The organism is Tenacibaculum agarivorans (assembly GCF_001936575.1).
Lineage (GTDB): Bacteria > Bacteroidota > Bacteroidia > Flavobacteriales > Flavobacteriaceae > Polaribacter > Polaribacter agarivorans.
The window spans coordinates 71,008-97,112 of sequence record NZ_MSMP01000019.1 but is presented as its reverse complement, the minus strand read 5'-3'; the positions used below and the strand labels follow the sequence as shown (position 1 = coordinate 97,112).

Annotated in this window: 18 protein-coding genes and 1 riboswitch; of the genes, 9 read left to right on the top strand and 9 right to left on the bottom strand. The window is 31.1% G+C overall.

All coding sequences use genetic code 11. The features are described 5' to 3' along the window. The 3 genes from BVC87_RS14925 to BVC87_RS14910 all read right to left on the bottom strand — a co-directional run. Window positions 1–5,022: GEVED domain-containing protein (locus BVC87_RS14925; protein WP_200799198.1), on the bottom strand; the 5,022-nt coding region annotated here is incomplete at its 3' end. 774 nt (window positions 5,023–5,796) lie between these two features. Further along, window positions 5,797–7,545: an OmpA family protein gene (locus tag BVC87_RS14915; protein ID WP_075343193.1), complete on the bottom strand. Its 1,749-nt coding sequence runs from the start codon at window positions 7,543–7,545 to the stop codon at window positions 5,797–5,799. An 11-nt stretch (window positions 7,546–7,556) separates the two neighbouring features. Beyond that, window positions 7,557–8,486 (bottom strand): PorP/SprF family type IX secretion system membrane protein, encoded by a 930-nt coding sequence (locus tag BVC87_RS14910; RefSeq protein WP_075343192.1) that lies wholly within the window; start codon window positions 8,484–8,486, stop codon window positions 7,557–7,559. A 439-nt stretch (window positions 8,487–8,925) separates the two neighbouring features. On the opposite strand from BVC87_RS14910, the gene BVC87_RS14905 reads away from it, so the two are divergent. The 9 genes from BVC87_RS14905 to BVC87_RS14865 all read left to right on the top strand — a co-directional run bounded on the left by BVC87_RS14905 (window position 8,926) and on the right by BVC87_RS14865 (window position 17,664). Next, window positions 8,926–9,801, top strand: a complete 876-nt coding sequence (locus BVC87_RS14905) for a helix-turn-helix transcriptional regulator (RefSeq protein WP_075343191.1) — start codon at window positions 8,926–8,928, stop codon at window positions 9,799–9,801. A gap of 156 nt (window positions 9,802–9,957) precedes the next feature. Next, window positions 9,958–11,463 carry a cobyric acid synthase gene (locus BVC87_RS14900; RefSeq protein ID WP_234974679.1) on the top strand — a complete coding sequence of 502 codons (1,506 nt, stop codon included), beginning with the start codon at window positions 9,958–9,960 and terminating at the stop codon, window positions 11,461–11,463. 10 nt (window positions 11,464–11,473) lie between these two features. Beyond that, window positions 11,474–12,496, top strand: a complete 1,023-nt coding sequence (locus BVC87_RS14895) for a pyridoxal phosphate-dependent aminotransferase (RefSeq protein ID WP_075343190.1) — start codon at window positions 11,474–11,476, stop codon at window positions 12,494–12,496. After that, window positions 12,484–13,413: an adenosylcobinamide-phosphate synthase CbiB gene (gene cbiB, locus BVC87_RS14890; protein ID WP_075343189.1), complete on the top strand. Its 930-nt coding sequence runs from the start codon at window positions 12,484–12,486 to the stop codon at window positions 13,411–13,413. The genes BVC87_RS14895 and cbiB overlap by 13 nt, the downstream gene beginning before the upstream one ends. 3 nt (window positions 13,414–13,416) lie before the next feature. Further along, a complete protein-coding gene (locus BVC87_RS14885; RefSeq protein ID WP_075343188.1) occupies window positions 13,417–13,941 on the top strand; it encodes an AAA family ATPase in 525 nt (174 codons plus the stop codon). 8 nt (window positions 13,942–13,949) lie between these two features. After that, window positions 13,950–14,138, top strand: a riboswitch (cobalamin riboswitch). 206 nt (window positions 14,139–14,344) lie between these two features. Beyond that, on the top strand, window positions 14,345–15,184 hold the full coding sequence (locus tag BVC87_RS14880) for a (2Fe-2S) ferredoxin domain-containing protein (RefSeq protein ID WP_075343187.1): 840 nt from the start codon (window positions 14,345–14,347) through the stop codon (window positions 15,182–15,184). Then, entirely contained in the window at window positions 15,174–15,992 is an 819-nt protein-coding gene (locus BVC87_RS14875) for an NAD(P)-binding domain-containing protein (protein WP_075343186.1), read from the top strand. Before BVC87_RS14880 ends, BVC87_RS14875 begins: the two co-directional genes overlap by 11 nt. After that, window positions 15,993–16,715, top strand: a complete 723-nt coding sequence (cobA, locus tag BVC87_RS14870; RefSeq protein WP_075343185.1) for a uroporphyrinogen-III C-methyltransferase — start codon at window positions 15,993–15,995, stop codon at window positions 16,713–16,715. Window positions 16,716–16,725: 10 nt separating this feature from the next. Beyond that, window positions 16,726–17,664: a sirohydrochlorin chelatase gene (locus BVC87_RS14865; RefSeq protein WP_075343184.1), complete on the top strand. Its 939-nt coding sequence runs from the start codon at window positions 16,726–16,728 to the stop codon at window positions 17,662–17,664. Window positions 17,665–17,855: 191 nt separating this feature from the next. Here the strand turns inward: BVC87_RS14865 and BVC87_RS14860 are convergent, their stop codons facing one another. The 6 genes from BVC87_RS14860 to cobN all read right to left on the bottom strand — a co-directional run bounded on the left by BVC87_RS14860 (window position 17,856) and on the right by cobN (window position 26,072). Further along, window positions 17,856–18,497 (bottom strand): NAD(P)-dependent oxidoreductase, encoded by a 642-nt coding sequence (locus tag BVC87_RS14860; protein WP_075343183.1) that lies wholly within the window; start codon window positions 18,495–18,497, stop codon window positions 17,856–17,858. Between the two features lie 24 nt (window positions 18,498–18,521). Next, window positions 18,522–19,364 (bottom strand): alpha/beta fold hydrolase, encoded by an 843-nt coding sequence (locus BVC87_RS14855; protein ID WP_075343182.1) that lies wholly within the window; start codon window positions 19,362–19,364, stop codon window positions 18,522–18,524. Window positions 19,365–19,416: 52 nt separating this feature from the next. Then, on the bottom strand, window positions 19,417–19,827 hold the full coding sequence (locus BVC87_RS14850) for an Rrf2 family transcriptional regulator (RefSeq protein WP_075343181.1): 411 nt from the start codon (window positions 19,825–19,827) through the stop codon (window positions 19,417–19,419). Window positions 19,828–20,118: 291 nt separating this feature from the next. After that, a complete protein-coding gene (locus tag BVC87_RS14845; RefSeq protein WP_083629514.1) occupies window positions 20,119–21,558 on the bottom strand; it encodes a serine hydrolase in 1,440 nt (479 codons plus the stop codon). A 100-nt stretch (window positions 21,559–21,658) separates the two neighbouring features. Then, window positions 21,659–22,198, bottom strand: coding sequence for a helix-turn-helix domain-containing protein (locus BVC87_RS14840; protein WP_075343179.1), 540 nt, complete (start codon window positions 22,196–22,198; stop codon window positions 21,659–21,661). A gap of 127 nt (window positions 22,199–22,325) precedes the next feature. After that, complete coding sequence (cobN, locus tag BVC87_RS14835; RefSeq protein ID WP_075343178.1) at window positions 22,326–26,072, bottom strand: cobaltochelatase subunit CobN; 3,747 nt, start codon at window positions 26,070–26,072, stop codon at window positions 22,326–22,328. Window positions 26,073–26,105: the final 33 nt, after the last annotated feature.

Genomic DNA, 26,105 nt, shown 5'->3' with positions numbered 1-26,105 from the left:
AGGACTCGTTACATTCACACTTCCTGTTAAAACTGTACAGGTCGGATCGGTATGCGTAGCACTTGGAGCGATTGGAACTGGTAATAATGGATCTATAACAATCGTAGTCGCAGCTGAAACACAGCCGCTGGCATTGGTCTCCGTTAACTCATAAGTTCCTGGTTGTAAACTTGAAAAAACTGTTCCTGTTTGAGCAGCTACCACTGGTGTAATTCCTGTTAAAGTATACGTAGAAGTTGCTACGGGACTTGTAACATTAACACTTCCAGTGAAAACTGTACACGTTGGATCTACATGCGTAGCACTTGGAGCTACGGGAACTGGTAATAATGGATCTATAACAATAGTAGTAGCAGCTGAAACACAGCCGCTGGCATTGGTCTCCGTTAACTCATAAGTTCCTGGTTGTAAATTTGAAAAAACGGTTCCTGTTTGAGCAGCAACAACTGGTGCAATTCCTGTTAAAGTATACGTAGAAGTCGCTACTGGACTCGTAACATTGATACTTCCTGTGAAAACTGTACATGTCGGATCTACATGTGTAGCACTTGGAGCTACAGGAACTGGCAATAATGGATCTATAACAATAGTAGTAGCAGCTGAAACACAGCCGCTGGCATTCGTCTCCGTTAATTCATAAGTACCAGATTGTAAACTTGAAAAAACGGTTCCTGTTTGAGCAGCTACCACTGGTGTAATTCCTGTTAAAGTATACGTAGAAGTCGCTACTGGACTCGTAACACTCACACTTCCAGTAAAAACTGTACATGTCGGATCTACTTGTGTAGTACTTGGAGCTACAGGAGTAGTAGGTAATAAATCTACAACAATAACTGCACTAGAACTAGAAGTACACCCTGAACCATCTGTATCGGTTACTGTAAAAGTATAACTTCCTGGATTTGCTGTTACTAATCCTGTTGAAGAGATATTAACAACACTTGGTGAAAATGTATAGGTATCACCTGAACTAAAGCCTGTGATTTGAAAACTACCTGTAGATGTTGTACATGTCGGTTGTGTTACTGTTCCTACAGTTGGAACTACACCTGAACAATCTATTATCTCAACTTCATAATCTTCAACTTCTCCATCATTTGCAGGACCAAGAGCCCTATCATCTATTCCTCCAGAAGCTGTATCTGTTAATATATCAGATGTAATACGAAATCTCATATATGATGTTCCTGAGGTAATGTCCGTAGGAAAAGAAGACCAAGTTATACTGGTTGAAGTATTACCTGCAGATACTATTGTACTTGCAAACTCTTCATTATCATCAAATATTCCATTTCCATCAAAATCTATCCAAGCATAAATAGTAGCATCAGATCCTGTTGTATTTACGTAGGGAATGTTTAAAGTATAACTACTTGAGTTTAGATCAATATCTGGAACTAAAACTAAAGCATCTTCATCATTTATTCCATCATTGTTATCGCCAATAGCCAAACTATCAAATCCATCTGTCTCAGAATCTACAGTACTTCCTAATGATAAACTTGAGGTATTATTTACTTCATCGTAGTTGTTTATTAAATGTCTTGGTCCTCCAACCCCACTGGCAACTAATACTGTTCCGTATGAATCTGGTGCGTCTCCATAATCTAAATTAACACGAGCATTTTTACAAGCTAATCCGTCGTTAGTAGCAGTCGGGACACTTGTTGAAAATTCTACAATAGTTGGTGGAGAAACATTTAAATCCATTCTATAAACGACTCCTGTATTATTTTGAATACCATAAATGAATTCATCTGCATCCATAAACATAGCACCAAATATATCAGACACCGAACCAGTACCAACAGGGTAAGGAACAGCACCTAAAGTAGTGAGTGCCCCCGTAGTTAAATCTACAGAATACGCAACTTGATTAATTCCAACTAAAAATACGGTATCATCATTTACAACTATATCAGCAGTTTGAACACTGAGAGTAGGACTAATTGTAATGGTATTGATAACCGTTAAATAGGTAGGTGAAGTTGGGTCTATATCTACTTCATGAATTTCTGAATCTACAACTGACTTTACATATAGTTTATTGTCGGAAACATCTCCTGCAACATATAGTTTTCCTGCTATAGGAATACCTATTATTGGTCCAACTAAATGATTTGTAAATTCAAAACCAGTGACAGTTTCTACCATTTCGGAAATAATAACTTTATCTTGACCTACTAAAGAATAACTAAGACCATCGTTTTCATTGTATCCGTATGCATTAGAAGTTGAGTATACTTCATTTGTGACTGTTTGCTGAACAGAAGTTCCTGTGAATAAGTCAATTTCATAGAATTCACCAGCAGCTACTTGAAAAAGAGCTGTAGCACATAATGTTGGATTTGAATCACCAATAACAGTGCCCGTTGTACATTGTACATATTGTAAAATTTGTCCTCCAGAAAATGTATTATAACCATAAAAAGCTTCATCCATTTTACCTTCATAACCACCAAAAGGAGTTGTTACATCCATAGCTGCATGTAAACCTCCATATACCCCTCCAAATCCACTATCGTCTAAATGCGCAGGGATTTGAGTTGAAGATACAGTTACCTCGCCTTCTAACTCGCCATCTAAATATGATAAACACCTACCGTTATTAAATGTAAAAGTAATATGATGCCATTCATTATCTGTAGGGTATTCAAAATCAGCAACTAAAGCTGAGGTTGCTCCGTTACGTATTCTTACTGTAATATTTCCAGTAGTTATTGCTCTAAAAATTGCTAATCCAGCACCATTACCTCCTTCTTCATACAACATTTGATTTGTTGTAGGTGTATTTGAATCTGGTTTTATCCAAAAACCAACAGACAAATTTCTAAAGGCTCTTCCAAAAGTTTCTGTGGTTGTGCTATGTTGAAAGCCCATTTCAGTAGTTCCATCAAAAACTAAAGAACTTCCACCTGCAATATTATCTGTGTCGAAAGTGATTGATGAGGTTACATCAGGGTTATTTGTTCCATCTTCATCGTCTGTAGTATTATCAAATGAAAATACTGCCTCAGTAGTATCAACTCTTATGTAATCCATTAAACAAGTACTTATATTTCCTCCTCCATCTATTCTAATAGCATAATCTTCAACTTCACCATTACTAGCAAAACCTAAAGCTCTATCATCTGTATTTCCAAAAGTTGTGTCTGTTAATACATCTGATGTAATACGAAATCGCATGTATGTATTTCCTAAAGTAATATCACTAGGAAAAGTCCAATTTAAAACTGCAGAAGTAGCACCAGAACTTGCTATGGTGCTTGTAAACTCTTCATTATCATCAAAAGTTCCGTTTCTATCAAAATCTATCCAAGCATAAATAGTAGCATCACTTCCTGTGTTATTTACATAAGGAATAGTTATACTATGTGTTGTTCCATTTATATCAATATCCTGAATGGTAGTTAAAGCATCTTCATCAACAGTTTCATCATTATTATCTCCACTAGCCAAACTAACAAAACCATCAGTTTCTCTATCTATCGTAGCTCCTAAATTTAAGTCAGACGTATAATTTATTGCATCATAATTTGTAATTAAATGTCTTGGTCCACCACTTCCTGAATTTACCAATTTTATTCCATAGGAATCAGGAGCATCTCCAAAATCAAAATTGAATGTATTGTTTTTACAAAAGATACCATCATTAGGTCCCATAGTGATCGTATTAGAAAATTCTACAACTTTTGGGAAAGCCCCACTTACATCTAACCTGTAAATTATACCAGTAGAGTTGTTAATAGCATATACGAACCCTTCTCCATCCATAAACATTCCCGCCAATGGAGGCGCAACACCAGACACTCTTCTAAGGCTAGTTACATTACCTGTAGTTAAATCAATCGTGTACGCATTTCCGTCTTCAGCTACAGCATACAATATTCCATTAGAAACTACAAAATCTGCAATAGCTATGTTATTACTTAAAAGAATTGTATTAGTTAGTGTTAAGTAGGTTGGAGAAGTATTGTCAATGTCAATTTCATATATAGCACGGAGCGTAGTGGTTTTAATATATAATTTATTATTATATACATCACCTGCTACGTAATTGACAAGAGGAAGACCAACTACTGGACCCGCTTTATGATTGGTAAATTCATAAGTTTTAGGTGCTGTTTCTTCTATCTCTGTGATTACAATTTGATCTGCAGTCACAGAATATATCAAACCATCGTTCTCGTTGAAACCCGCTGCAAAAGTATTCGTGAAAACTGAGTTTGTAACTGTTTGTTGAATGGTTTCACCAGAAGTTAAATCTATACTGTAATATTCACCATTATTTGTTTGAAAAGCTACATCTGGACATAAAATTGGATTTAAATCACCAATAGCACTTCCTTTTAAACATTGTATGTATTGTAAAATTTGACCTCCTCTAATGGTATTATAACTATAAAAAGCTTCATCCATTTTACCTTGATAGCCTCCAAAATTAGTTGAAAAATCTGATGCTATATGTGAGCTTCCATATACATTACCAAAGCCACTAGCATTCAAATGAGCAGGCATTTGAGTAGTTGAAACCGTAACATCTCCTCCTATTTCTCCATCTAAATAAGTAACACCTCTACCATTGTTAAATGTAAAAGCTATATGATGCCAATCATTATCCGTTGGGTATGCAAAATTTGCAATTTGAACTGATCTTACTCCATTTCTTATTCTTGTAACAATGTTTCCAGTTGTAACTTCTCTATAAATTATAAAACCAACAGTAGCACCACCTTCTTCATATAAAACTTCATTTGTTGTTGGTATAGCTGCATCTGGTTTTATCCAAAAACCGACAGATACGTTTCTAAATGCTCTACCAAAAGTATCTGTGGTTGAGCTAGGCTGAAATCCCATTTCTGTAGCCCCATCAAATACTAAAGAGCTTCCTCCTGCAATATTATCTGTATCAAAAGTGATTGATGAGGTTATATCAGGATTATTTGTTCCGTCTTCGTCGTCTGTTGTATTATCAAATGAAAATACAGCTTCTGTATTTACTGTTTCAATTGTATTTTCCAAACAAGTACTAACAATAAAGATATCTTTATAGTATTCTAGAAAATCTAGGGGGTTAAAATTATTTTTTTTTGTAGTTTTAATAAATTGCTTAACCTTTACCTCCTCAGATATTTTATTTGTTATATTTTTTGATCTAAATAATAAACTGTTATTAGATATTGAGGTAAAAGAAAGAAAGCTTAAACAAACAATTGTAAGTAGTGTTTTAAAGAAAATAGAAATTGTTTTATTCGTCATTTTTCATGTCCTTTCTTAATAAAACAAAAGTATTTTTCAATTTTACCATTAAGTAAAAACTTAAATTTTTGACCTAAAGGAACTAGCAAAAAATTTAAGTGATGACTTTTATGTATTCTTTTATAAAAACCCCCCGTTTTATTGATTTGTATAACAAAACTAGTATGAGAAATAGGAAAATATTCAAAAAACAGGTAGACAAAAAGTGATCTTAAGAGGATAAAAAGACACAAAACTTACCACAAACAAAAACACAAGAAACTATATAACAAACCAATACACCAAAAGCTTTAAATTTCAATCTTCTTTATTGGCTAATCGTTTTATAATTACGAATAATACATTAAAAACAACACTAAACTTTCCTTTTTCTCATCTTCAATTCATAAGAATAATTACACAGCTAATTATACTTTATTAAAATATTTCAATAAAAAAACAAAGCCATTGATTTAACAATGGCTTGCCTCATGTATAAGTTTTATATCCCCACATAAAACTCAACACTAAAGAGCTGATTGTAACTAAGATCTGCTCCTATTTTTCCAAAACAATAAATTCACTTCTTCTATTTAATTGATGTTCTTCTTCGGTACAATACACATTATCCTTGCATTTATTTAATAATCTAGATTCCCCATACCCTCTACTGGTAATTCTATTAGCGCTAATACCGTTTTGAATTAAATATGCTCTTGTGCTTCTTGCCCTTCTTTTACTTAAAGCTGTGTTATAATACCATATGGCTCTACTATCAGTATGAGATCTTACCTGAATTTTAATCTGTGGATATTTTTTCAGTACACTAACAATTTTATCTAGTTCGATAGCTGCATCAGGTCTAATAAAAGATTTATCTAAATCAAAATAAATCGGATTTAACACCAAAGTTTTCCCTAAATCATCACCTTTTTTAATCTCTGTTATTTCAGGAATAATTACAGTATCCTTTTCAATCTTAGGCTCTTCCTTTTTCTTAATTTCTAAAAAAGAAAAACTATAAATATCATCTTTTCCTTTTCCTTCACTTCTATTTGATGAGAAATATCCTTTTTTGACTTTATCATTAATAATAATTGCGAAATCATCAGCTCTACTATTTATAGGTTTCCCTACATTCACTACCTCCCAATCCTCTTTCTTATCAAATGATTTTATCTTAAAAATATCTAGCCCTCCTAACCCCACATGCCCATCTGAAGAAAAGTATAAATCATTATTAGCACTGATAAATGGAAATGTTTCTTTCCCCTCTGTATTAATAATTGGTCCTAAATTTTTTGGAGTTCCAAAACTTCCGTCTTCATGTATTGTTATTTCATAGATATCAGATTCTCCTAAACCTCCCGGCATATCCGAAGAAAAGTACATTGTTTTTTCATCGTTACTCAAGGTTGGATGTGCCACTGAATATCCATCATTATTAAAAGGTAGTGGTTCTGGATTTGACCATTCTCCTTTTTCATTTTTACTAGAACGATATACTTTTAATTTATCTGTTCTTATTTTTCTATTTCCTGTGAGTCTATCGTAGTTACCTCCATTTTCATTATTTCTTGTAAAATAAATTGTTCGTTTATCTTTAGTAAAAACGGGGGTAGATTCATGAAGATCACTATTAAAATCGATCTCCCATTTTCCAATTTCATATAATTCTCCTGTTTCAGGGTCTGGCTTTCCTTTATAAAAATCTAAATATAATTCTTTATTCCACTCATGGATATTTTGGGCAGTTGATTCTAATTGTCTGGAAGAACTAAAAACTACATAACCATCAAAATAAGCAGTTCCAAAATCTGTAAAAAATGAATTCATAGTTAGATTCGTTATTTTGTACTTATCCGTATCAGTATTGGTTCTTTCTAAATAATCCTGCTTTTTCAAAAACAACTGTGCTCTTTTATCTTCAGGATTTATTCTAGCAAATTTGTGCATATATAGATCTGCTTCCTTATAATTTCCTATAGTTTTTAAAGTTTGAGCATACCTATAAAAATATTCTGTTTTAATTGTAGTTTCATAATTCTGTAATAGTTTTTTATACCATTTTGAAGCATCTTCAAATTGGCTATTGAAATAATAACTATTTCCTAATTTTTTAAAAAGTTCTGAACTTTCAAAACCAATATCTACAACTTTCAAATATGTATTTTGAGCATTTATATATTCATACTTTTCATACTGCTCATTTCCTTTTTTCAATAGTTTTTTTTGCGCAAAAATTGAAATATTAAGAGTAATTAACACTCCTGAAAAAGCTAGTTTTTTAAATAAATTTTCCTTCATAATTCTAGTTTTTAAAAAAAGCGAGGGGTCAGTTGCCTTACATTTATTTTAGGAAGTTCATAACGTAGCATAGCTTCATAACTACCACTATTAAATTGAATATTTCCCAATTCTGTAGTTTCTCTATCATAAGCAAAACCTAGAGTTAAAGAGTTTGAAATTCTATATCCTAATATAGCACTCACCGCTGCGCTCCAACGATAAGCTAGACCTAGGGTTAACTTTTCATAAAACATAAAATTTGTTGAAATATCGATTTGTAAAGGTGTTCCTAAAACTAACTTAGTTAATAATGCTGGTTTAAATTTTACATCCTCATTAATATCAAAAACATACCCACTTATTAAATAATAGTTAATACGTTCTTCTCCTAAACTTTGATTGCCATTAAAATGATCTGTTTCTAATAAATTAGGTATACTGAAACCTACATAAAATTTACTGGTATTGTAATATATACCAATTCCTACATTAGGACTAAATTTATTGTTTATACTAGCATTAAAACTAGTATCATCGATATCGAACAAGTTTAATTTTTCAAAATCCACATTCAATAAATGTGCTACTCCTTTTAAACCAAAGCTCAATTCTCCTTCTTCTGAAACGGATATTCTATACGATACATCAATATTGAAATATGTTTCTGAAGTTGGTCCTATTTTTTCATTTATAAGAGAAACTCCTACACCTAATCGCCTTAAACTTCCTAAACGAGTGTCCAAAGCTAGTGTTTGCGTTGTAGGTGCGCCTTCTAAACCTTGCCATTGATTTCTATATAAAGCAACAATATTTAATCCTCCTTTATTTCCCGCATATGCAGGATTAACACTCATTGTATTGTACATATATTGGGTGTATTGTGCATCTTGTTGCGCTGAACAAAAATTTGTTATAGTAACAAGCACCATTAATAAATATCTTTTTTTCTTTCTTATCATTTTATACCCTATCTAATTTCTTCGATATTCTCTACACTATGTTTTGTTTCAATTTCATTGAACAAAACATCTTATAATTATAAACGTAAATATTGTGGCTGGTTAATCAGAACAATAATAGAACAAACTGGACGTTTAAAGCAAAGTAATACGTATACAAAAAGATACTTGGGTGTATCAAAAAGTCACAACTCTAATTAACTCTGAAAAGTAACTGTTACTAAAAAAGCAGAAATATTTTATTTAAAAAAAGCTAAACATCTAATAAACAACAACTAAATAATTTAAAAAAGAATATAAAGTTTACTAAAAACTTTTTGTGTCACCTAAAATAAACTAGTGTCCTCCTTTTGTCCACTATAGTTTTACCCTATTTTTAAATTCCTTTTTTTCTTTTGCTAGAACCAAATAATGTTTAAACATAAATTACTACAGCAGAATGAAATCATTTTTAAAAAGACTGCCAACTTTAATTGAGAAAAGAAGAAAATTAATGCTAATAATAATTATCAGCATTAACCAACAATTATTAACTCAAAATAACTCTTCAATAAAATTAAATTCAAAATTTGATTTTTCATTAACAGAAGATCTTTTATTAAAAGATAAGCTTATAAAATTGAAAAAAAATGTGAATAATTATATCCAAAGAAGATCTATCTCTTCTCTTTATGTAAATGAAAGTAAATCTACCGCTACCTTTTTTAAGAGTAGAATGGTGATTGTTATTTTTTTCTTATTCTTTTTCACCAGTTCTTATTTTATAATTTATCGTTTTCGTACTATTTTTTTAGAAAAACAGAAAGAATTAGATGTACAAAAGCAATCACTACTGCAGAAAGAGAAAAAACTAGAACAAAAAATTAATTTAAAAAACAAATTATTAACCTCTTATGCCTTTAATTTTCAGCAAAAAAATGAAATTATAAATAAGGTATTTTCCCTTGCTAGAGGATTTGAAAAAACCTCTTCTCAATCCGAAGAGAAACAACTTATCCGCGAGCTAATTCATATAGGGAAAGAAAATTTACAGATAGATAAGGAATGGGAACACTTTAGACTTTTTTTTGAAGAAACTTTAGCTGGATTTCATTCAAAATTAAAATCAAAACACCCTGAATTAAATTCGAATGATTTAAAAATTTGTTCTTTAATCAGGTTAAATCTTAATATTAAAGAGGCTGCTAATATCCTTAATATTTCTCCTGGAAGTTTAAAAACGGCAAGATATCGTTTACGTAAAAAATTAAACTTAGAATCTGGACAAAAAATTATCGATTATATTATAAAAGTAGATCGAGAAGAATTTTGTTAATTAGATAGTATATCTTTTTCTCTTTTCTAAGAAAAGGACTATCTATTTCTTTAGAAATATGAAAATAAGCCTTGTTAGAAACAACTAATAAAGCTTATTTTCATATTTGATAGAGTTAATTCTATCACTCTCTGCTCTGAAAGCAATTCATCAAGAATGTTTATTATTACTTTAGCAGCTCAATTCGAAATGAAAATGACTCAAAAATTACGTCCAATAATGCTAGTTGGAACTGGTTCTGATGTTGGTAAAAGCATATTAGTAACTGGTATTTGTCGCATTTTAAAACAAAAAGGGTTTACTCCTGCTCCATTTAAAGCCCAAAACATGTCTTTAAATAGTTTTGTGACTAAAGACGGATTAGAAATTGGACGAGCACAAGCAGTACAAGCAGAAGCGGCGGGAATTCCATGTACTACAGAAATGAATCCGGTTTTACTAAAACCTTCGGGAGCTAATAAATCTCAAGTCATTTTACACGGAAAACCAATTGGAGATCAGACTGCTCGTTCTTATTTTTTAGGAAACAATAAACAAGAGCTTTTTAAAGAAGTTAAAAAGGCTTTTGATACTCTTCAAGAACAATTTAACCCAATAGTTTTAGAAGGTGCTGGCAGTATTAGCGAATTGAATTTAAAACACAGAGATATTGTAAATATGCGCATGGCTAAACATGCTAATGCTGATGTGTATTTAGTTGCCGACATTGATCGTGGAGGTGTTTTTGCTAGTGTTTATGGTAGTATTGTATTACTTGACGATGATGAAAGAAAATTGATTAAAGGAATTATCATTAATAAATTTAGAGGTGATATTTCTTTATTTGAGGAAGGAAAAAAAATGATTGAAGAACTCACTAATGTTCCTGTATTAGGTGTTATTCCTTTTGCTAAAGATATATACATTGAAGAAGAAGATTCATTGGCTTTAGATACTAAAAATAAAGCTTTCACTACTGGAAAAATTAATATTGCTGTAGTTCTACTACCGTTTATTTCTAATTTTACTGACTTTAATAGATTAGAAAAAGATGAACGAGTACATTTATTTTATACTCGCACACCAGAAGATCTTAAAAAAGCGGATATTATTATTATTCCAGGAAGTAAAAATACCATAGCAGATATGCAATTTTTACGAAGTGCTGAACTTGCTCAAGAGATCTTGAATGCATATGAACAAAAGAAAAAAATTGTAGGTATCTGTGGTGGATTCCAAATGTTAGGACGTTCTATTTCTGATCCACATCATGTTGAAAACGAAATTCAAACTATACCTGGTTTAGGAATTATTCCTACTGATACGGTAATGGCTTCAGAAAAAACAACATTACAATGTAATTTTAAGTTTAAAGAATATTCTGATACTTGTACTGGTTACGAAATTCATATGGGAATTACCACTTTTGAACATCAACAAAAACTAAATACTATTAATGGTAATTCAGAAGGGTATTTTGATGAAAATTGTTGGGGAACTTACATTCATGGAATCTTTGATAATAGTGTAGTTATTGATGACCTCTTAAGTGATTTTGTCATTGAAAAAAATACAACAACTTTCGACTACAAAAAATATAAAGAAGAAAACTACGATAAACTTGCTGTTCATTTAGAATCGAATTTAGATATGGATTATATCATTCGTCAAATGCATTCGTAACTTTTAAGATATGATAGAATACGGACACGGAGATGATACGCATAAGTTCAACGGAATTGAGTTTAAAGCAAATTTTAGTTCTAATGTGTATAATTTAGGCGCTCATACTGGGCTTAAAGAATATTTAAAAAAACAACTAGATCACATAGAAAGTTATCCTGCTCCAAGTAGTGAAGATTTTATTCAATTACTTAGTAAATATCATAATATCTCTAATCAAAATTGCTTGGTAACAAACGGAGCAACTGAAGCTTTTTATTTAATTACCAACTCTTTTTACGGAAGCAATGCAACTATTTGTACACCTTCTTTTTCTGAATATGAGCAAGCTGGAAAAGCCAATAATTTACAGTTAGAATTTATTGATCGAAAATCTGTGCTTCAACATAAATTCACTACGAAACTTGCTTTTATTTGTAACCCTAATAATCCTGATGGTTTTGAAAATACTAGTGAAGAGATTGCTACTTTAGCAAAATCATATCTTGACACCTATTTTATTATCGACGAAGCGTATACAGAATTTACAAGCAGTTCTATTTCTTGTATTGACTTGTTATCTGAATATCAAAACATTATTCTTGTAAAATCGTTAACAAAACTATTTTGCGTTCCAGGTTTACGTTTAGGTTATATACTTAGCTCCTCTCCTATTATTGATAAACTTTTACAACATAAAATGCCTTGGAATGTAAACAGTCTTGCTTTGCAAGCTGGTGAATTCATTTTTAAAAACTACAATAAAATTCTACCTAATTTCGAATCTTATTTTTCTGACGCAATAGCATTACAAAATGAGATAAATAAATTGGAAGGCTTTGAAGTTATTCCTACAAATACAAGCTATTTTTTAATTCGCTTATCTCAACCAAAAGCTTCAGAATTAAAATCATATCTGGTCAATTCTCATCAACTCTTGATACGAAATGCTTCAAACTTCAGAACTTTAGACGAACACTATATTAGAATTGCTAGTCAAACTCCAGAAAAAAACTCCTTATTAATTAAAGCTTTACGTTCATGGAACAGTTAATGTTTTTACTTCCTTTAGGTATTGCTTATGTATTAGATTTAATTTTAGGTGATCCAAGATGGTTACCACATCCTATCCGTTTGTTTGGAAATTTAATTGCATTTGGTGAGCGAAAATTGAATCAAGGTCAATCTCGATTTTCAAAAGGTATGTTGTTAACTTTAATACTTACTTCAGGTACATTTCTTTCATTTTACCTCATACAATTTCTATTAAAACCATATCCTATTGTATGCGTAATAGTTCAAAGTATATTTTTATTCTATGCTATTGCCAATAAAAGTTTGATTGAAGAAGGAAAAGCTGTATTCGATGAATTAGCTAAAGGAATTATAGAAGGAAGAAAAAGATTATCGTGGATTGTAGGAAGAGATACTACTCAACTGAATGAACAACAAATAAAAACAGCTGTTTTTGAAACTTTATCAGAAAATTTAAGTGATGGTGTAATTGCTCCACTATTTTTTTATGCAATACTGGGAGTTCCTGGTGCTATGTTGTATAAAATGGTAAATACGTTAGACTCTATGACCGGGTATAAAAACGAACGTTATTTTTACTTTGGAAAATTTGCTGCGAAACTAGATGATGTCTTTAATTATATTCCATCAAGAATAACAGCAATGATTATGCTACTTGTTTCAGGAAAAATGAAACATATGTTCAATGTTTTCAAAGAGGGGAAAAAGCATACGAGTCCAAATGCAGGATATCCTGAAGCAGCCTTAGCTTATATTATAAAATGTAGATTTGGAGGTCCGAATTATTATCACGGTAAACTCGTCGACAAACCATTTATAGGAATACATGATCGTAAAATTGAAGATCACGAATTTTCTACAGTAGCCAAAATAAATCACGCTACTACATTTTTCTTTATTGTAGTAAGTGGATTGCTTTACTATTTTTGTTGTTGATATATGAAAAGATACATTATAACAGGAGCTCCAAGTACTGGAAAAACTACACTTATTAATTCATTACAAGAAAATGGGCATACTGTTTTTGAAGAAGTATCTCGAAGAATCATCATTTCTGAACAACAAAAAAGTAGTAATAAAACACCTTGGGAAGATGTAATTGGTTTCACTGGCCTTGTATATCATCAAACTATTAAAGAATTGCATACACCTATTTTTAAACATGCTTTTGTAGATAGAGGTTTAGCAGATAATATTGCATATTTACAGTTAAAAAAGCAACCCATTTCTAATGACTTTTTAGATTTCGATTATCAACAATTTTATCATAACACCGTCTTTTTTTGTCCACTTTGGAAAGAAATCTACACCTGGGACGAACAACGACTTCAGTCTTTCGAAGAAGCTAAACAGCTACAAAACTTACTATTAAACACTTATAAAGATTTAGGTTTTACCATTCTCGAAATCCCAAAAACAACTGTTAGCAAACGCTTACATTTCATTAACACTGCACTAAAATAAAAAGCCCTATTTTTACGATGGATTTTGGTTTTTTATGCGAATAAAAATTAAAAGGGAATTTGGTGTGAATCCAAAACTGTTCCCGCAACTGTAAAGTTCGTTTCAAAAAACATCAATATGCCACTGCTTAATGATTAAGTGGGAAGGCGATATTTTTAGAACTAAGTCAGGAGACCTGCCAAAATTCATTAAATAATTAATAACTCTCGGGTAAAGAGTTGGAAAATTAACAACTACATTTTAAGTAGCATTTTCTACAAATTACCTGCCTAAAACTCTTTTTAAAATAATGAAAAGATTAGTGTTGCGCAGTGTGTTTTTGTCATCTAAAAATCTAATGATTGATAATTACACTAAACATAAAACATTCTCATATTGTCAAAATCAAAAAATTGAATAAGATATGGGAAAAGATGTATCAAAAGCAACAACTACTTTCTTATTCTGTGATGGTGGTTCGTGTAAAAAAGCAAAAAGTGAAATGGCTGTTCGAGAAGCCAGAGCACATTTAAGAAATGAAGGACTTTGGGATAACACTCACAGTATTAGAACTCGATGTAATGGTCGTTGTGAAGATGCTCCTACTTGGATTGTTCAACCTGGAAATTACTGGTATAAAAACGTAACTCCAGAAAAAGCTGTTGAAATTATCGATGCTCATATCAATGAAGATAAACCTATCGATTCTTATCTTTTATATAAAGATGGAGATGAAGCAATGAAGTCAGACAATGAAAGAACTGTAAAACCAACTGTTTTTAATCAGAAAGAAGATAAAGATTATGGAAATGTATTAGTTGCGCGTTCTCCTGCATCAGATCAATTTCTATATCCTTTATTCAAAAAACTTTTTGAAACCTCATCTAACGTCCAAGTAAATTTTCCAGATGGAAATCAGCAAATAATTACACAATCGCATCAAGTTACTTATACTGATGATTTTGATATTCTTGTAGAAGGACCAGAAACGAATTTAAAATTAGCTATTGGTCCGATTACTAAAGCAATGGAAAATGATGTTGCTCAAGAAATTAAAGATAGAAAAGTTGGTGTTGCAGAAGTGATTTGGAAGCAAGAAGACACTAATTACATTGCTCATATTCGTTTAAAGAATAGGAAAGGAAAATTTTTAGTATCATTGGACATTCCAAAAAATAATAATACACTTTGGGAATATATTCTTAGTATTTACCTAAGTATGGATAGTAAAAACCCTAAAATAGTTTTACCTGTTGAACAATAAACAAATTAGCATATTAGGATGCGGATGGCTTGGTTTGCCTCTAGCTGAATTTTTAATCGATAAAGGTTATACAGTAAAAGGTTCTACAACATCGCAACAAAAAGAAGAAACACTTAAGGAGCGTAATATTATTCCTTTCGTGTTTAAGTTAGGTGAATCGTACGATAAAACTTTAATAAATGATTTCTTTTCAGATAGTGAAGTAATTATCATTAACTTTCCACCTAAACGCATTCCTGATATTTTCAATATCTATCAAGAGCAGATTAAAGAAGTTTTGCCTTACATTCAACCTGAACAAAAAGTAATTTTTGTTAGTTCTACTTCTGTATACCAAAATACAAACGATTGGGTTACTGAAACCTTAGAAAACAAACCTGAAAAAGAATCAGGAAAAGCTGTTTTAGCTGTAGAACAACTTTTACAATTGCATATAAAAAATAATCTTACTGTTCTTCGTTTAGCTGGACTGATTGGATATGACAGAGTACCAGGACGTTTTTTAGCTAATAAAAAAGAAGTTACTAACGGTAAAGCACCTATTAATGTAATTCACCAAGATGATTGTATTGGACTTGTTGACGCTATCATTACTCAAAATATATGGGGAGAAATTTTTAATGGCTGTGCTGATGAGCATCCACTACGAGAAACATTTTATATCTTAGCTGCTGAAAAGGCAGGTTTAGTCCCTCCTGAATTTAAACAGTCAGAATCTATTCAGTTTAAAAAAATATCAAACACTAAAAGTAAATCCGTATTAAATTACAGCTATAAGTACCCAGATCCTTTAGCGCTTATTACGTAAATGCAGAAGATAACTATTATAGGAACAGGTCCTGGAGACCCAGAATTACTTACCGTTAAAGCTTATAAATTGATTACTGATGCTGATGTTATTTTACATGACAATTTAGTCTCTTCAGAAGTTTTAGCCCTAAATACTATTGCTGAAAAAATATATGTAGGTAGAAAATTTGGAGATCAATCAGATCAAGTTAGCCGACAAGATCGTATTAATCAATTATTACATAAATATTACTTAGAAGGTAAGCAAGTAGTTCGTTTAAAATCGGGAGATCCTTATATTTATGGCAGAGCTGCTGAAGAAGCACGATATCTAGTAAAACATGAATTACCGTTTGAAGTAGTTCCTGGTATTACCGCTTCAATTGCAGCTGCAAATACATTAAATATTCCTATTACAGAACGAAACCATTCAAATGCAATGCTTATTTGTACTGCTCATACTGCTGATTATTCGTTTGAACAACTCAATGGGATTGCGCATATGCTTAAAGCAGGAAATACGATTTCTATTTACATGGGATTAAAAAGTTTACATAGAATAATTCCAAAACTTTTAGAAGTTTGTAAAGATAAAACGATTCCTGTAAACGCTATTTCAAATGTATCTAGAGAAAATCAACAAATTATTACAGGTACTTTAGGCAATATCGAAAGTAAGATAGCCGAAAGTTCCATTCCAATGCCTGTCGTTTTTATTATTGGAGCTACGCCTATACATTAAAACAAGATCAATGAAAGAAGGAATTTTATTATGCGGACATGGTTCTAGACGAGCGGCTGCCGTTACATCATTTAAAAGATTAGTAACCGTTTTAAAAGAGCGTTATCAAAACACATATGAAGTGGATTATGGATTTCTAGAATTTAATCATCCAACCTATGAAGCCGCTGTAGAACGCATGTATTTAAACGGAGTTCGTAAAATATATGCTTTACCTGTAATTTTATTTGCTGGATCGCATGCTAAAAATGATATTCCTTTTGAATTAAATACGTTACAAACTTACCACGATGATTTAACCATTTCTATGGCAAAACACATTGGAGTGAGTTCTTTTTTATTGGATTTATCAGTAAAACGTATCAAAGAAACTGAAGCAAAACTTCCTCCTGTAGATAGAAAAGATACTTGTTTAATTGTGGTCGGTAGAGGTACAACAGATCCTGATGCAAATAGTGATGTTGCCAAATTAATGAATATGCTTTGGGAAGGTTTAGGCTTTGGTTTTGCAACTGTTGGTTACAGTGGAACTGCTTATCCGAATATTAAAGACAGTTTAGAATTGGTAAATAAATTAGGATTTAAGCGTACAATCGTAATTCCGTTTTTCTTCTTTACTGGTGTATTATTAGAACGTATTTATGGAGCAGTTTCTGCTATGGATGAGAAATCTGAATATGAATACATATACACAGATCCTTTTGGAACTGATGAATTAATTCTAAAAGCTTTTGATGAACGTTTAGAGGAAGCTAAAAATGGTATTGCCAACATGAATTGCCAGATGTGCAAATACCGAAAACAAGTTGTTGGTTTTGAAGAATATTTAAGTCAGGAACAGGTAGGACATCATTTAAATGTTAAAGGAATTTTGTTTGAAGAAGATGAAAAACCTGGTGATAAGAAAAGTAGCATAGGAAATAGGATTAAAAAGATTTTAGGAATTTAAGGTTCCAGTTTATAAATACAACAATAAAAGAGGTCTAAAAAGTTAATCATTCCGAATCTTTTTATTTTGCCACTAGGTGGTTAAAATGGCATAATCTTTCAAATTTAAGTTACCAATTGTAAGGTAACTTCAAAATTATTTTTCATAATAGTGTTTTTAAAACACCTTTTCAGACCTCTTAAATTTGGAATTTAATATCCAATAGTAAAACGCTTTTTAATAAATTTTTGATTATCTACTTCGTCTAAAATTCCAACAGCAAAATCTTCCATTGAAATAGCACTTTCTCCCTTTTCATTCGCTATTAAATTTTCTTCCGCTAATCTAAACTCTCCTGTTCTCTCCCCTTCAAAAATATATGCAGAAGGAGAAACATTAGTCCAATTTAATTCTGTTTCTGTTCTATATACTTCCTCAAGTACTTTTAAATGTGATTGGGCAATAGATTTATATTCTTCAGGAAAATTAGGTGCATCTACAAGAAGTAAATCATCACCTACTTTTAAACTTCCTGCCCCCCCTACAGCAATCAACCTTACATTTGATTGTTTTGCTGCTGCAACTAAGGACTGAGTTGCTTCTAATAAAGCATCATTATTATCATGCGGAGGCGCATATGCACTAATTATTACATCACTACCATTAAAAGCTTCCGATAATTCTTGAGTATTTAAAATATCTATCTGTTTAGTAGCTACATTGTTTGTAGTTTTTAAATTAAATGCTTCTACTTTTTTTGAAGTAATTAAATTTAATTCATGTCCTCTGTTACTTGCTTCTGCTGTAATTCTTTTACCAATGTTTCCACCAGCTCCAATAATTGTTATTTTCATTTTTAAGTTATTTTAATTAAATATTTATTCTATAAATTCTCGTATTAAGTCGGTAACTTCTTTTCCATATTCTTCTAACATAAAGTGTCCACCTTTAAAAAAATGAGTAGTACTGTTTTTTATATCCTTGGTATAAGCTTTTCCTCCCTTTTTGTTAAAAAACCTGTCATTAATTCCCCAAACAATTAGTATTTTGGGTTGATTTTCTCTTAAATAGTTCTGCCATTCTTCATACTTTGGAAAGTTGGAATCGTAATTATTAAATAATGCAGTTTGAACTTCATTAATCCCTATTCGATTATTAAAAGCAATATCTGTTAAATATGAAATTGGATCTATTTTTTCAGGATGCTCACTTCCTGAAAGATATTGTTCGGTAATACCATCATGAGACATTAAATAATTTTTAAAATCATTTAATCCTGCTAAATCATTTGCTTTTTGAAATGCTCCTATTTTTTGCGACCATTCCCCTAAGCCTTCTAAATATATGTTGGCATTTTGAATAATAATTCCTTTGATCAATTCAGGTCTTTTAGCTGCAATTCTAAAACCTATAGGTCCTCCATAATCTTGCATCATTAAATAAAAAGACTCTAATTCTAGCGCATCTATAAAATTCTCAATCAAGCCACTAATATTATCAAAGGTATATTCAAATTCATTTGTACTCGGAGATTCACTTAAACCAAAACCTGGGTAATCAGGTGCAATTAAATGATACTCGCTAGATAACTCATTAATGATTTCTCTATACATATGAGAAGAAGATGGGAAACCATGAAGTAGCACTATCTTTTTCACATTTGTTTCTCCTGCTTCTCTATAAAAAATATCAATTCCGTTTATATTTATTGTTTTATTCATCGTTTAAAATTTTATTCTGTCACTTTTTTTATTACAGTTATAGTTAAAAAAATTAAAATCCATTTTTAAATTCTTCCAAAGTCATTTTTCCTAGCTCTTCAGTTATTGCTAAATCAATGCTATCTAATACAGGCTTTAGTTTTTCATTAATTTGTTTACCAACTAAACATTTTGGATTAGGTGTATTTTTTAAAAGGGATAATACATTATCACTTCCTTTTGCAACATTAAAAATATCAGACATTTTAATCTTATTGGCATCTTTTAATATTCTTACTCCTCCATTTTTTCCTTCTTTACTTTCTATTAGACCTATACTTTTTAAAGCAGAAAGTTCTTTTCTTACTAATACAGCATTAACATTTAAACTTCCAGCAATATGAGATGACGTAAGCCAATCCTCTTTAAACATTGCTAACAATGTCATAATATGTACTGATATTGAAAATTTAGTTTTAATCAATTAACTGTATTTTTTTTTATTACAGTACAAATGTAAAAGAAAATTTTAAAATATCATCTAGAATTATTCTTTTTTTATAAAAACAGATTTATATTAGGTTAAAAAATAAAGTAAATATCGTTTTAACTTTGTTACTTTTCCTTTTAAAAAGATCTTTCCTCCTAGCTTTTCAACTATTGATTTAATCATTATTAACCCTAAATTCTTATAGTGATAATTGGAAGCTTCTATAATTTTAAAACCTAAAAAAGCCCATAAAAGGGCTTATATGAAAGTTATATCTTATTGTTTCTAATGCAAACTAATGACTTTGGAAATTTTCCATGAATCATTTACATAATGCCAGGTAATTATAAATTTACTTGGAGATGAAATTGCATTGGGTTCTTGATTATTAAAAAACTTATGATATCCAATTTGAATAGCACCATAACCTTCTATAGGATACACTTCAACACTGTTTTCAATTAATGTTCTGGTTACTTTACCACAAATATTTTTCTTAGTTGCATTTAAAACTTGTTCTTTATTATTTATGAGACCTGCTTTATCATGGAAAAACTCAACCTTATCATCGTACATTTCAGCTTGCTTTTTCATATCACAATTGTTGTAAGCATTAAAAAATTCTTTGTCTTTAGCTAAAATCTCATTATATAATTGTTGATCTGTAATTGTATACTTTTTTATTTCATTTAAACTTCTATTGGTTGCTTTTTTTCCCATTTCTATCTCTATAATCTCAGCTCCATATTTTCCCAAATATCTATTTAAAAGTTTTTCATACACCATATACCCTTTATCTGCATTGGTAAATATTATAATTCCCTTTTTTGTCTTAGGAAGCATAACCATTAGTGTCTGTACTCCATTATCGGAACCTCCATGAGATAAAGCATAATTACCATCTTTGAAATTATATTTCATAAAGCCTAGACCAAAATGTTTTTTGCCAAAAACCACTTGATTAGAATGCATTTCTTTAACTATTTCTTGAGACAATCCATCCCCTTTCATTACATGTATCAAAAAAATACTGTAATCTTCTATAGTAGTTAACAAATCATCTGCTCCGTTTGAAATTTTTCGTTTGTAACTTTTATAAACCTTACCTTCTTTATTTACTCCTTCTGCAACTCTAGATTCATCTATTTTTTTATTCCAAATAAATTGAGTATCCTTCATTTGCAATGGTTCAAATATTAGCTCTTTTGCTAGCTCATTTAAGGTTTTTCCAAACTTTTTCTCTAATGCCATACGCAAATACTCAAATCCTTCTCCTGAATAACTACATTGAGTTCCTGGAGTAAATAAAAAATTTAATTTTCCTTTTCTCCAATTAGGAAACCCTGTTTGATGTGTTAGCACATATCTTGTTGTTATCAATTTAGTATGTGGGTTGTTTGCAATATCTGGATCTATCCAATATTTATACAAGGGTTCATCTAACTCCCACTTTTTCTCGCTAATTAATTTTAATGCAACTACCGAGGTAACAGTTTTCGTAATAGAAGCTACATTAAAAATAGTATTATATGGTGCTTTTTCATTTGGTTTTATGTTCCCAAATACATTTATTGAACTTAATTTTCCATCTTCTATAATTCCCAGTCCTAATACTGGTACATTATTTTTTTTTAGCAATTTTTCTATTGAACACTCTCTTTCAGTTTGTGCTACAAGCGGTTTTAGATTAATTAATAAGATAATAATTAACAGGTATCTATTCATTTTTATTACGTTTAAAATTGAACTCTTATAAAAGTAAATTTTATGAATAAAAGAAAATGAAAATGTACCTGCCAATAACCTGACAATGCCCTGACAGCAACTATATAATACTGAATTTCAATTTTATACGCAATTCTTCTTTTTGATGTAATTCAGCAATATTACGAAGTATAATATAGATATTTACTATGAATAAGAATAGCATTGTTAATGGAATAACTTGTCTGTTAAATCGAAAAATATTATTTAGAAATACAACTATTAAAACAATAACAGGAAATAGTATAGTCCATAAAATTTGAATAGATACAATTTGTTTTGTGATTGCATTCACTTCTTTTTTCCAATACATAATTAGTAGTGGAAGAACAATACTTCCAAAAGGAATAAAAATTAATAGTAACGAGGATAAGTTGATTAGCTTAATTAAAAGAATATTTTTCTCCTTTTGTATAACATCTTCTCCTAAAAGTTTTTCTTTACTAACGCCTAAAGCGTTCGATAATGCTTCTAAAGTGTGACCTTTTAATGTTTGTCCAGCCTCAATACGTTGAATAGTTCTGACAGAAACTTTTGCTTTTTCAGAAAGCTGTTCTTGTGTTAAATTTAATTGCTCTCTATATGTAAGGAGTTTATTCATTGTACTTCTTTTTTAGCATTTTTAGATAAAACTTTCTACTATGATAAATAAAAGTACTAATATATCTTTATTTAGATAGATGACAGAATTTTTATATTTTTTTATAGGCTATCAACTAAGTTTAAACTTATTCTACAATTCCTTCTCCTTCGAGATATAAATCTTCTAGTTGTTGTTTAATTTCGTTTGAAGGTTCTTGCCACATCCCACGCTGAATTGCTTCTAATAAACGTTCACTCATATCCTTTAAAGCCCAAGGATTATTTTCCTTGATAAATGATTTATTTTGTTCGTCTAATAAATAACGTTCTGTGATACCTTCGTACATAAAATCATCAATCAAGTTTGTAGTAGCATCATAAGCAAATAAATAATCTAAGGTTGCTGCCATTTCAAAAGCTCCTTTATACCCATGACGCTGCACACCTATAATCCATTTTGGATTTATCACTCTTGATCGATATACTTTTAACAACTCTTCTTTTAATGTTTTTAGTTTCGGGGTTTCTGGTCGAGAATGATCTCCAAAATACACCTCAGCTTCACTTCCTTTTACGGTAGCTACTGCATTTGCCAGTCCTCCTTGGAATTGATAATAATCATCACTATCTAAAATATCGTGTTCTCTATTGTCTTGATTATGCATCACAATTTGCATGGCCTGCAATCTGTTTGTAAACGATTCGTGTGCGGAAACACCTTTTTTAGAATTTCCGTAAGCATAACCACTCCAGTTGATATATACTTTGGCTAAATCTTCTTGCGTTTCCCAATTTTTCTCATCAATCACAGCTTGTAACCCTGCGCCATACGCTCCTGGTTTAGATCCGAAAACTCGATATAGAGCACGTTGTTTAGCTTCTTCTTCAACTAATCCTTTAGTTTCCCATTCTTTAGTTTCTTCTAAAAATCGTTTACGAATCGGATTTCCCTCTAAAGATTCATCTAACTCAGCAACTCTAGCTACAGCAGTATTGAATAAATTAATTACATCTGGAAAAGCATCTCTGAAGAAGCCAGAAATTCGTAACGTAACATCTACTCTTGGTCGTTGTAATTTCAGTAACGGAATTACTTCAAAATCGCTTACTCTTCTATTGGCATTTTTCCAAATTGGTTTTACTCCCATTAAGGCGAAAGCTTGAGCAATATCATCTCCTCCTGTTCGCATTGTTGATGTTCCCCAAACAGAAATTCCTATTGTTTCTGGATAATCTCCATGTTCTTGGATGTAACGATCTATAATTAGTTTTGCACTTTTTTCACCTAAACGAAAAGCAGTTTCTGTAGGAATTGTTCGAACATCAACCGAATAAAAATTACGTCCTGTTGGTAATAAATCTACACGTCCTCTTGTTGGAGCTCCAGACGGACCAGAAGGAACGTATGCTCCATTCAATCCTTCTAATAAATTTGTAATTTCTTCAGTTGTGTTGTTTACAGCAACTAAGGTTTTATGTTTTATCAGTGCTAAAACTTCATTTAGTTTTGGATAAACTTCAGACAAAATATTTTCATCTAAAAATTGTATCAATTGTTGTTTTGCGATAAACTCTAATTGCTCAACAACTTGACCTACAGTTTTACAATCTTTTTCTCCAATCTTTATTTCTAATTTTTCAGCATACTCTAATGCTAAAATATTTTGTTCAATTCCAAGATCTTCGGCTAATACCTGTGTGATTCCTTTTTGTTCAAATGTTGGCATCCTGTGTAAAGCAATTAATAAATCAATTAATTGTTCATCTACAGGAGCTTTACCGAAAATATGTAAACCATCACGAATTTGTGCTTCTTTAAGTTCACATAAATATCCATCTAATTTTACCAAAAGTTCATCTACATCATCCGAAATAATTCCTAAATCAACATTCAATTTTGTTTCTTTGACCAAATTGGCAATTTCATCTTCTAAAGCTTTTGATCTTTTCGAATCTAAGTTCGAAGCTTCATAATATTCATCAACTAAATGCTCTAATTTTAGTAAACTTCCGTAACTCTCAGCTCTAGTCATCGGCGGAATTAAATGATCTATAATTACCGCTTGATTTCTTCGTTTTGCTTGTGTTCCTTCTCCCGGATCATTGATGATAAACGGATAAAAATGTGGTAATGCATCAAACAACATTGCTGGAAAACAAGTTTCAGGATCTAAAGACACACTTTTCCCTGGTAACCATTCTAAGTTTCCGTGCTTTCCTAAATGAATTACAGCGTCTGCTTGATATGTGTCTTGCAACCAGAAATAATAGGCCAAATATTGATATGTTGGCGCTAAATCTGGAGAGTGATAAATTGCTTGCGGATCTTGATTATAACCTCTTGAAGGTTGAATACTCACAAAAACATTTCCTAATAAAAATCCAGAAACGATAAAACCTTCTTCTGTGAAATAAGGATCATTATCTGGAGTTCCCCATTGTTCTATAATCTTTTCTTGTAAAATTTTTGAAATAGTATCAAATCGTTTTTTGAAATCTGATAAACTATACAGTATTGCATGAGGACGAATTTGCGCTGTACTAATATCATTGGTTGTAACTTGCGTAATCCAATGCATTAATTCTGTTCCTGATTGCGGTAATTGTTCTCCTAAATTATAACTTGCGTCTTGTAATGCATTTAATAAAACGGTACAACTTGCTGGTGTATCTAATCCTACTCCATTAGCCAATCGACTATCTTTATTAGGATAGTTAGGTAAAATAACAGCTACGCGTTTTTCTTTATTTTTCTTTTCTTGTAATACAATCCAGTTTTTTGCCAATCTTGCCATGAATTCACAAGCTGGTTCGTGGGCTTCATATTTTACAATTGTACTATCGGTAAGTTCGTCTTTTTGAACTTCTTTTTTAAAAGATACTGCTCTACCAATAATTCTTCCATCAATTTCTGGTAAAGCTACATTCATAGCAATATCAGTAGGTGGAAGACCAAACATACCTTCTTCCCAAACTGTTTTATTTGTTGTTGAAAAAATAGCTTGTAAAACAGGAATTCCTAATCTATCAAAAATAAAATCTGTAGTATCTGAGGACTTAATTGTAAATCCTGTTGTATTAATTATGACTGATATTTTTCTAATGCCTAAATTCGTCATTAGTTTTTCAAGATTCACTAATGTATCAGGATCTCTCAAATTATTTGCAAAGGCTACAACAGGCTTTATTCCTTGATCTAATAGAGATTGACTTAAAACTTCTAAAGGTTCTAAGTTATTTGCCAAAAAATGCGTTCTATATGCTAATAAAATTGTTGTTGATTGATTACGATCTAAACTTGAATCTAATTCTTTTTGTGTAACAATTCCTTTTTCAAAGGTATATAAGAACAAGTCGTCTATTTGTTCTGCAGTAACTACCTCAACAGTTTGATTGAAAAAGTTTTTACGGATATAATTCAAAAAGTTAATCGCATTTGCTTTTCCTCCTTGTTGCAAATATTGTCTGCAATGATGTACCGTTTGTAATGGCACAGAAGACAGCTTCATCAATTCGTAATCAGGTTCATGAGCGGGAATAAAAAGCAACACACAATTGGTTTCTTCTTGCAATTCAACTAACGATTCTACTAAATATTTATAATAGCTTATTCCGCCTAAAAGACTACAAACAATAACTTTTGCTTTTTCTAAAACATCTTCTACATAATTATCTATCGTCAATTCTTGTTTTAGATATACCAAATTGGTCATGCGTAAACTTGGCAGCGTATCACTTTCTTGAGTATGAATTGTTTTATATGCTTCATTGACCGTGTGTATTTCGGTATCGCCTGCACTTAAAAAAACAATATCACCTGGTTTTTGTTCAATGTAAAAAACTCCATCATCATCTGGATTCCAACCTCCAGGTATTGTTGCTATTAAATGCATAATTTTCTGTTTTTTTATTATGTAAGACACTTC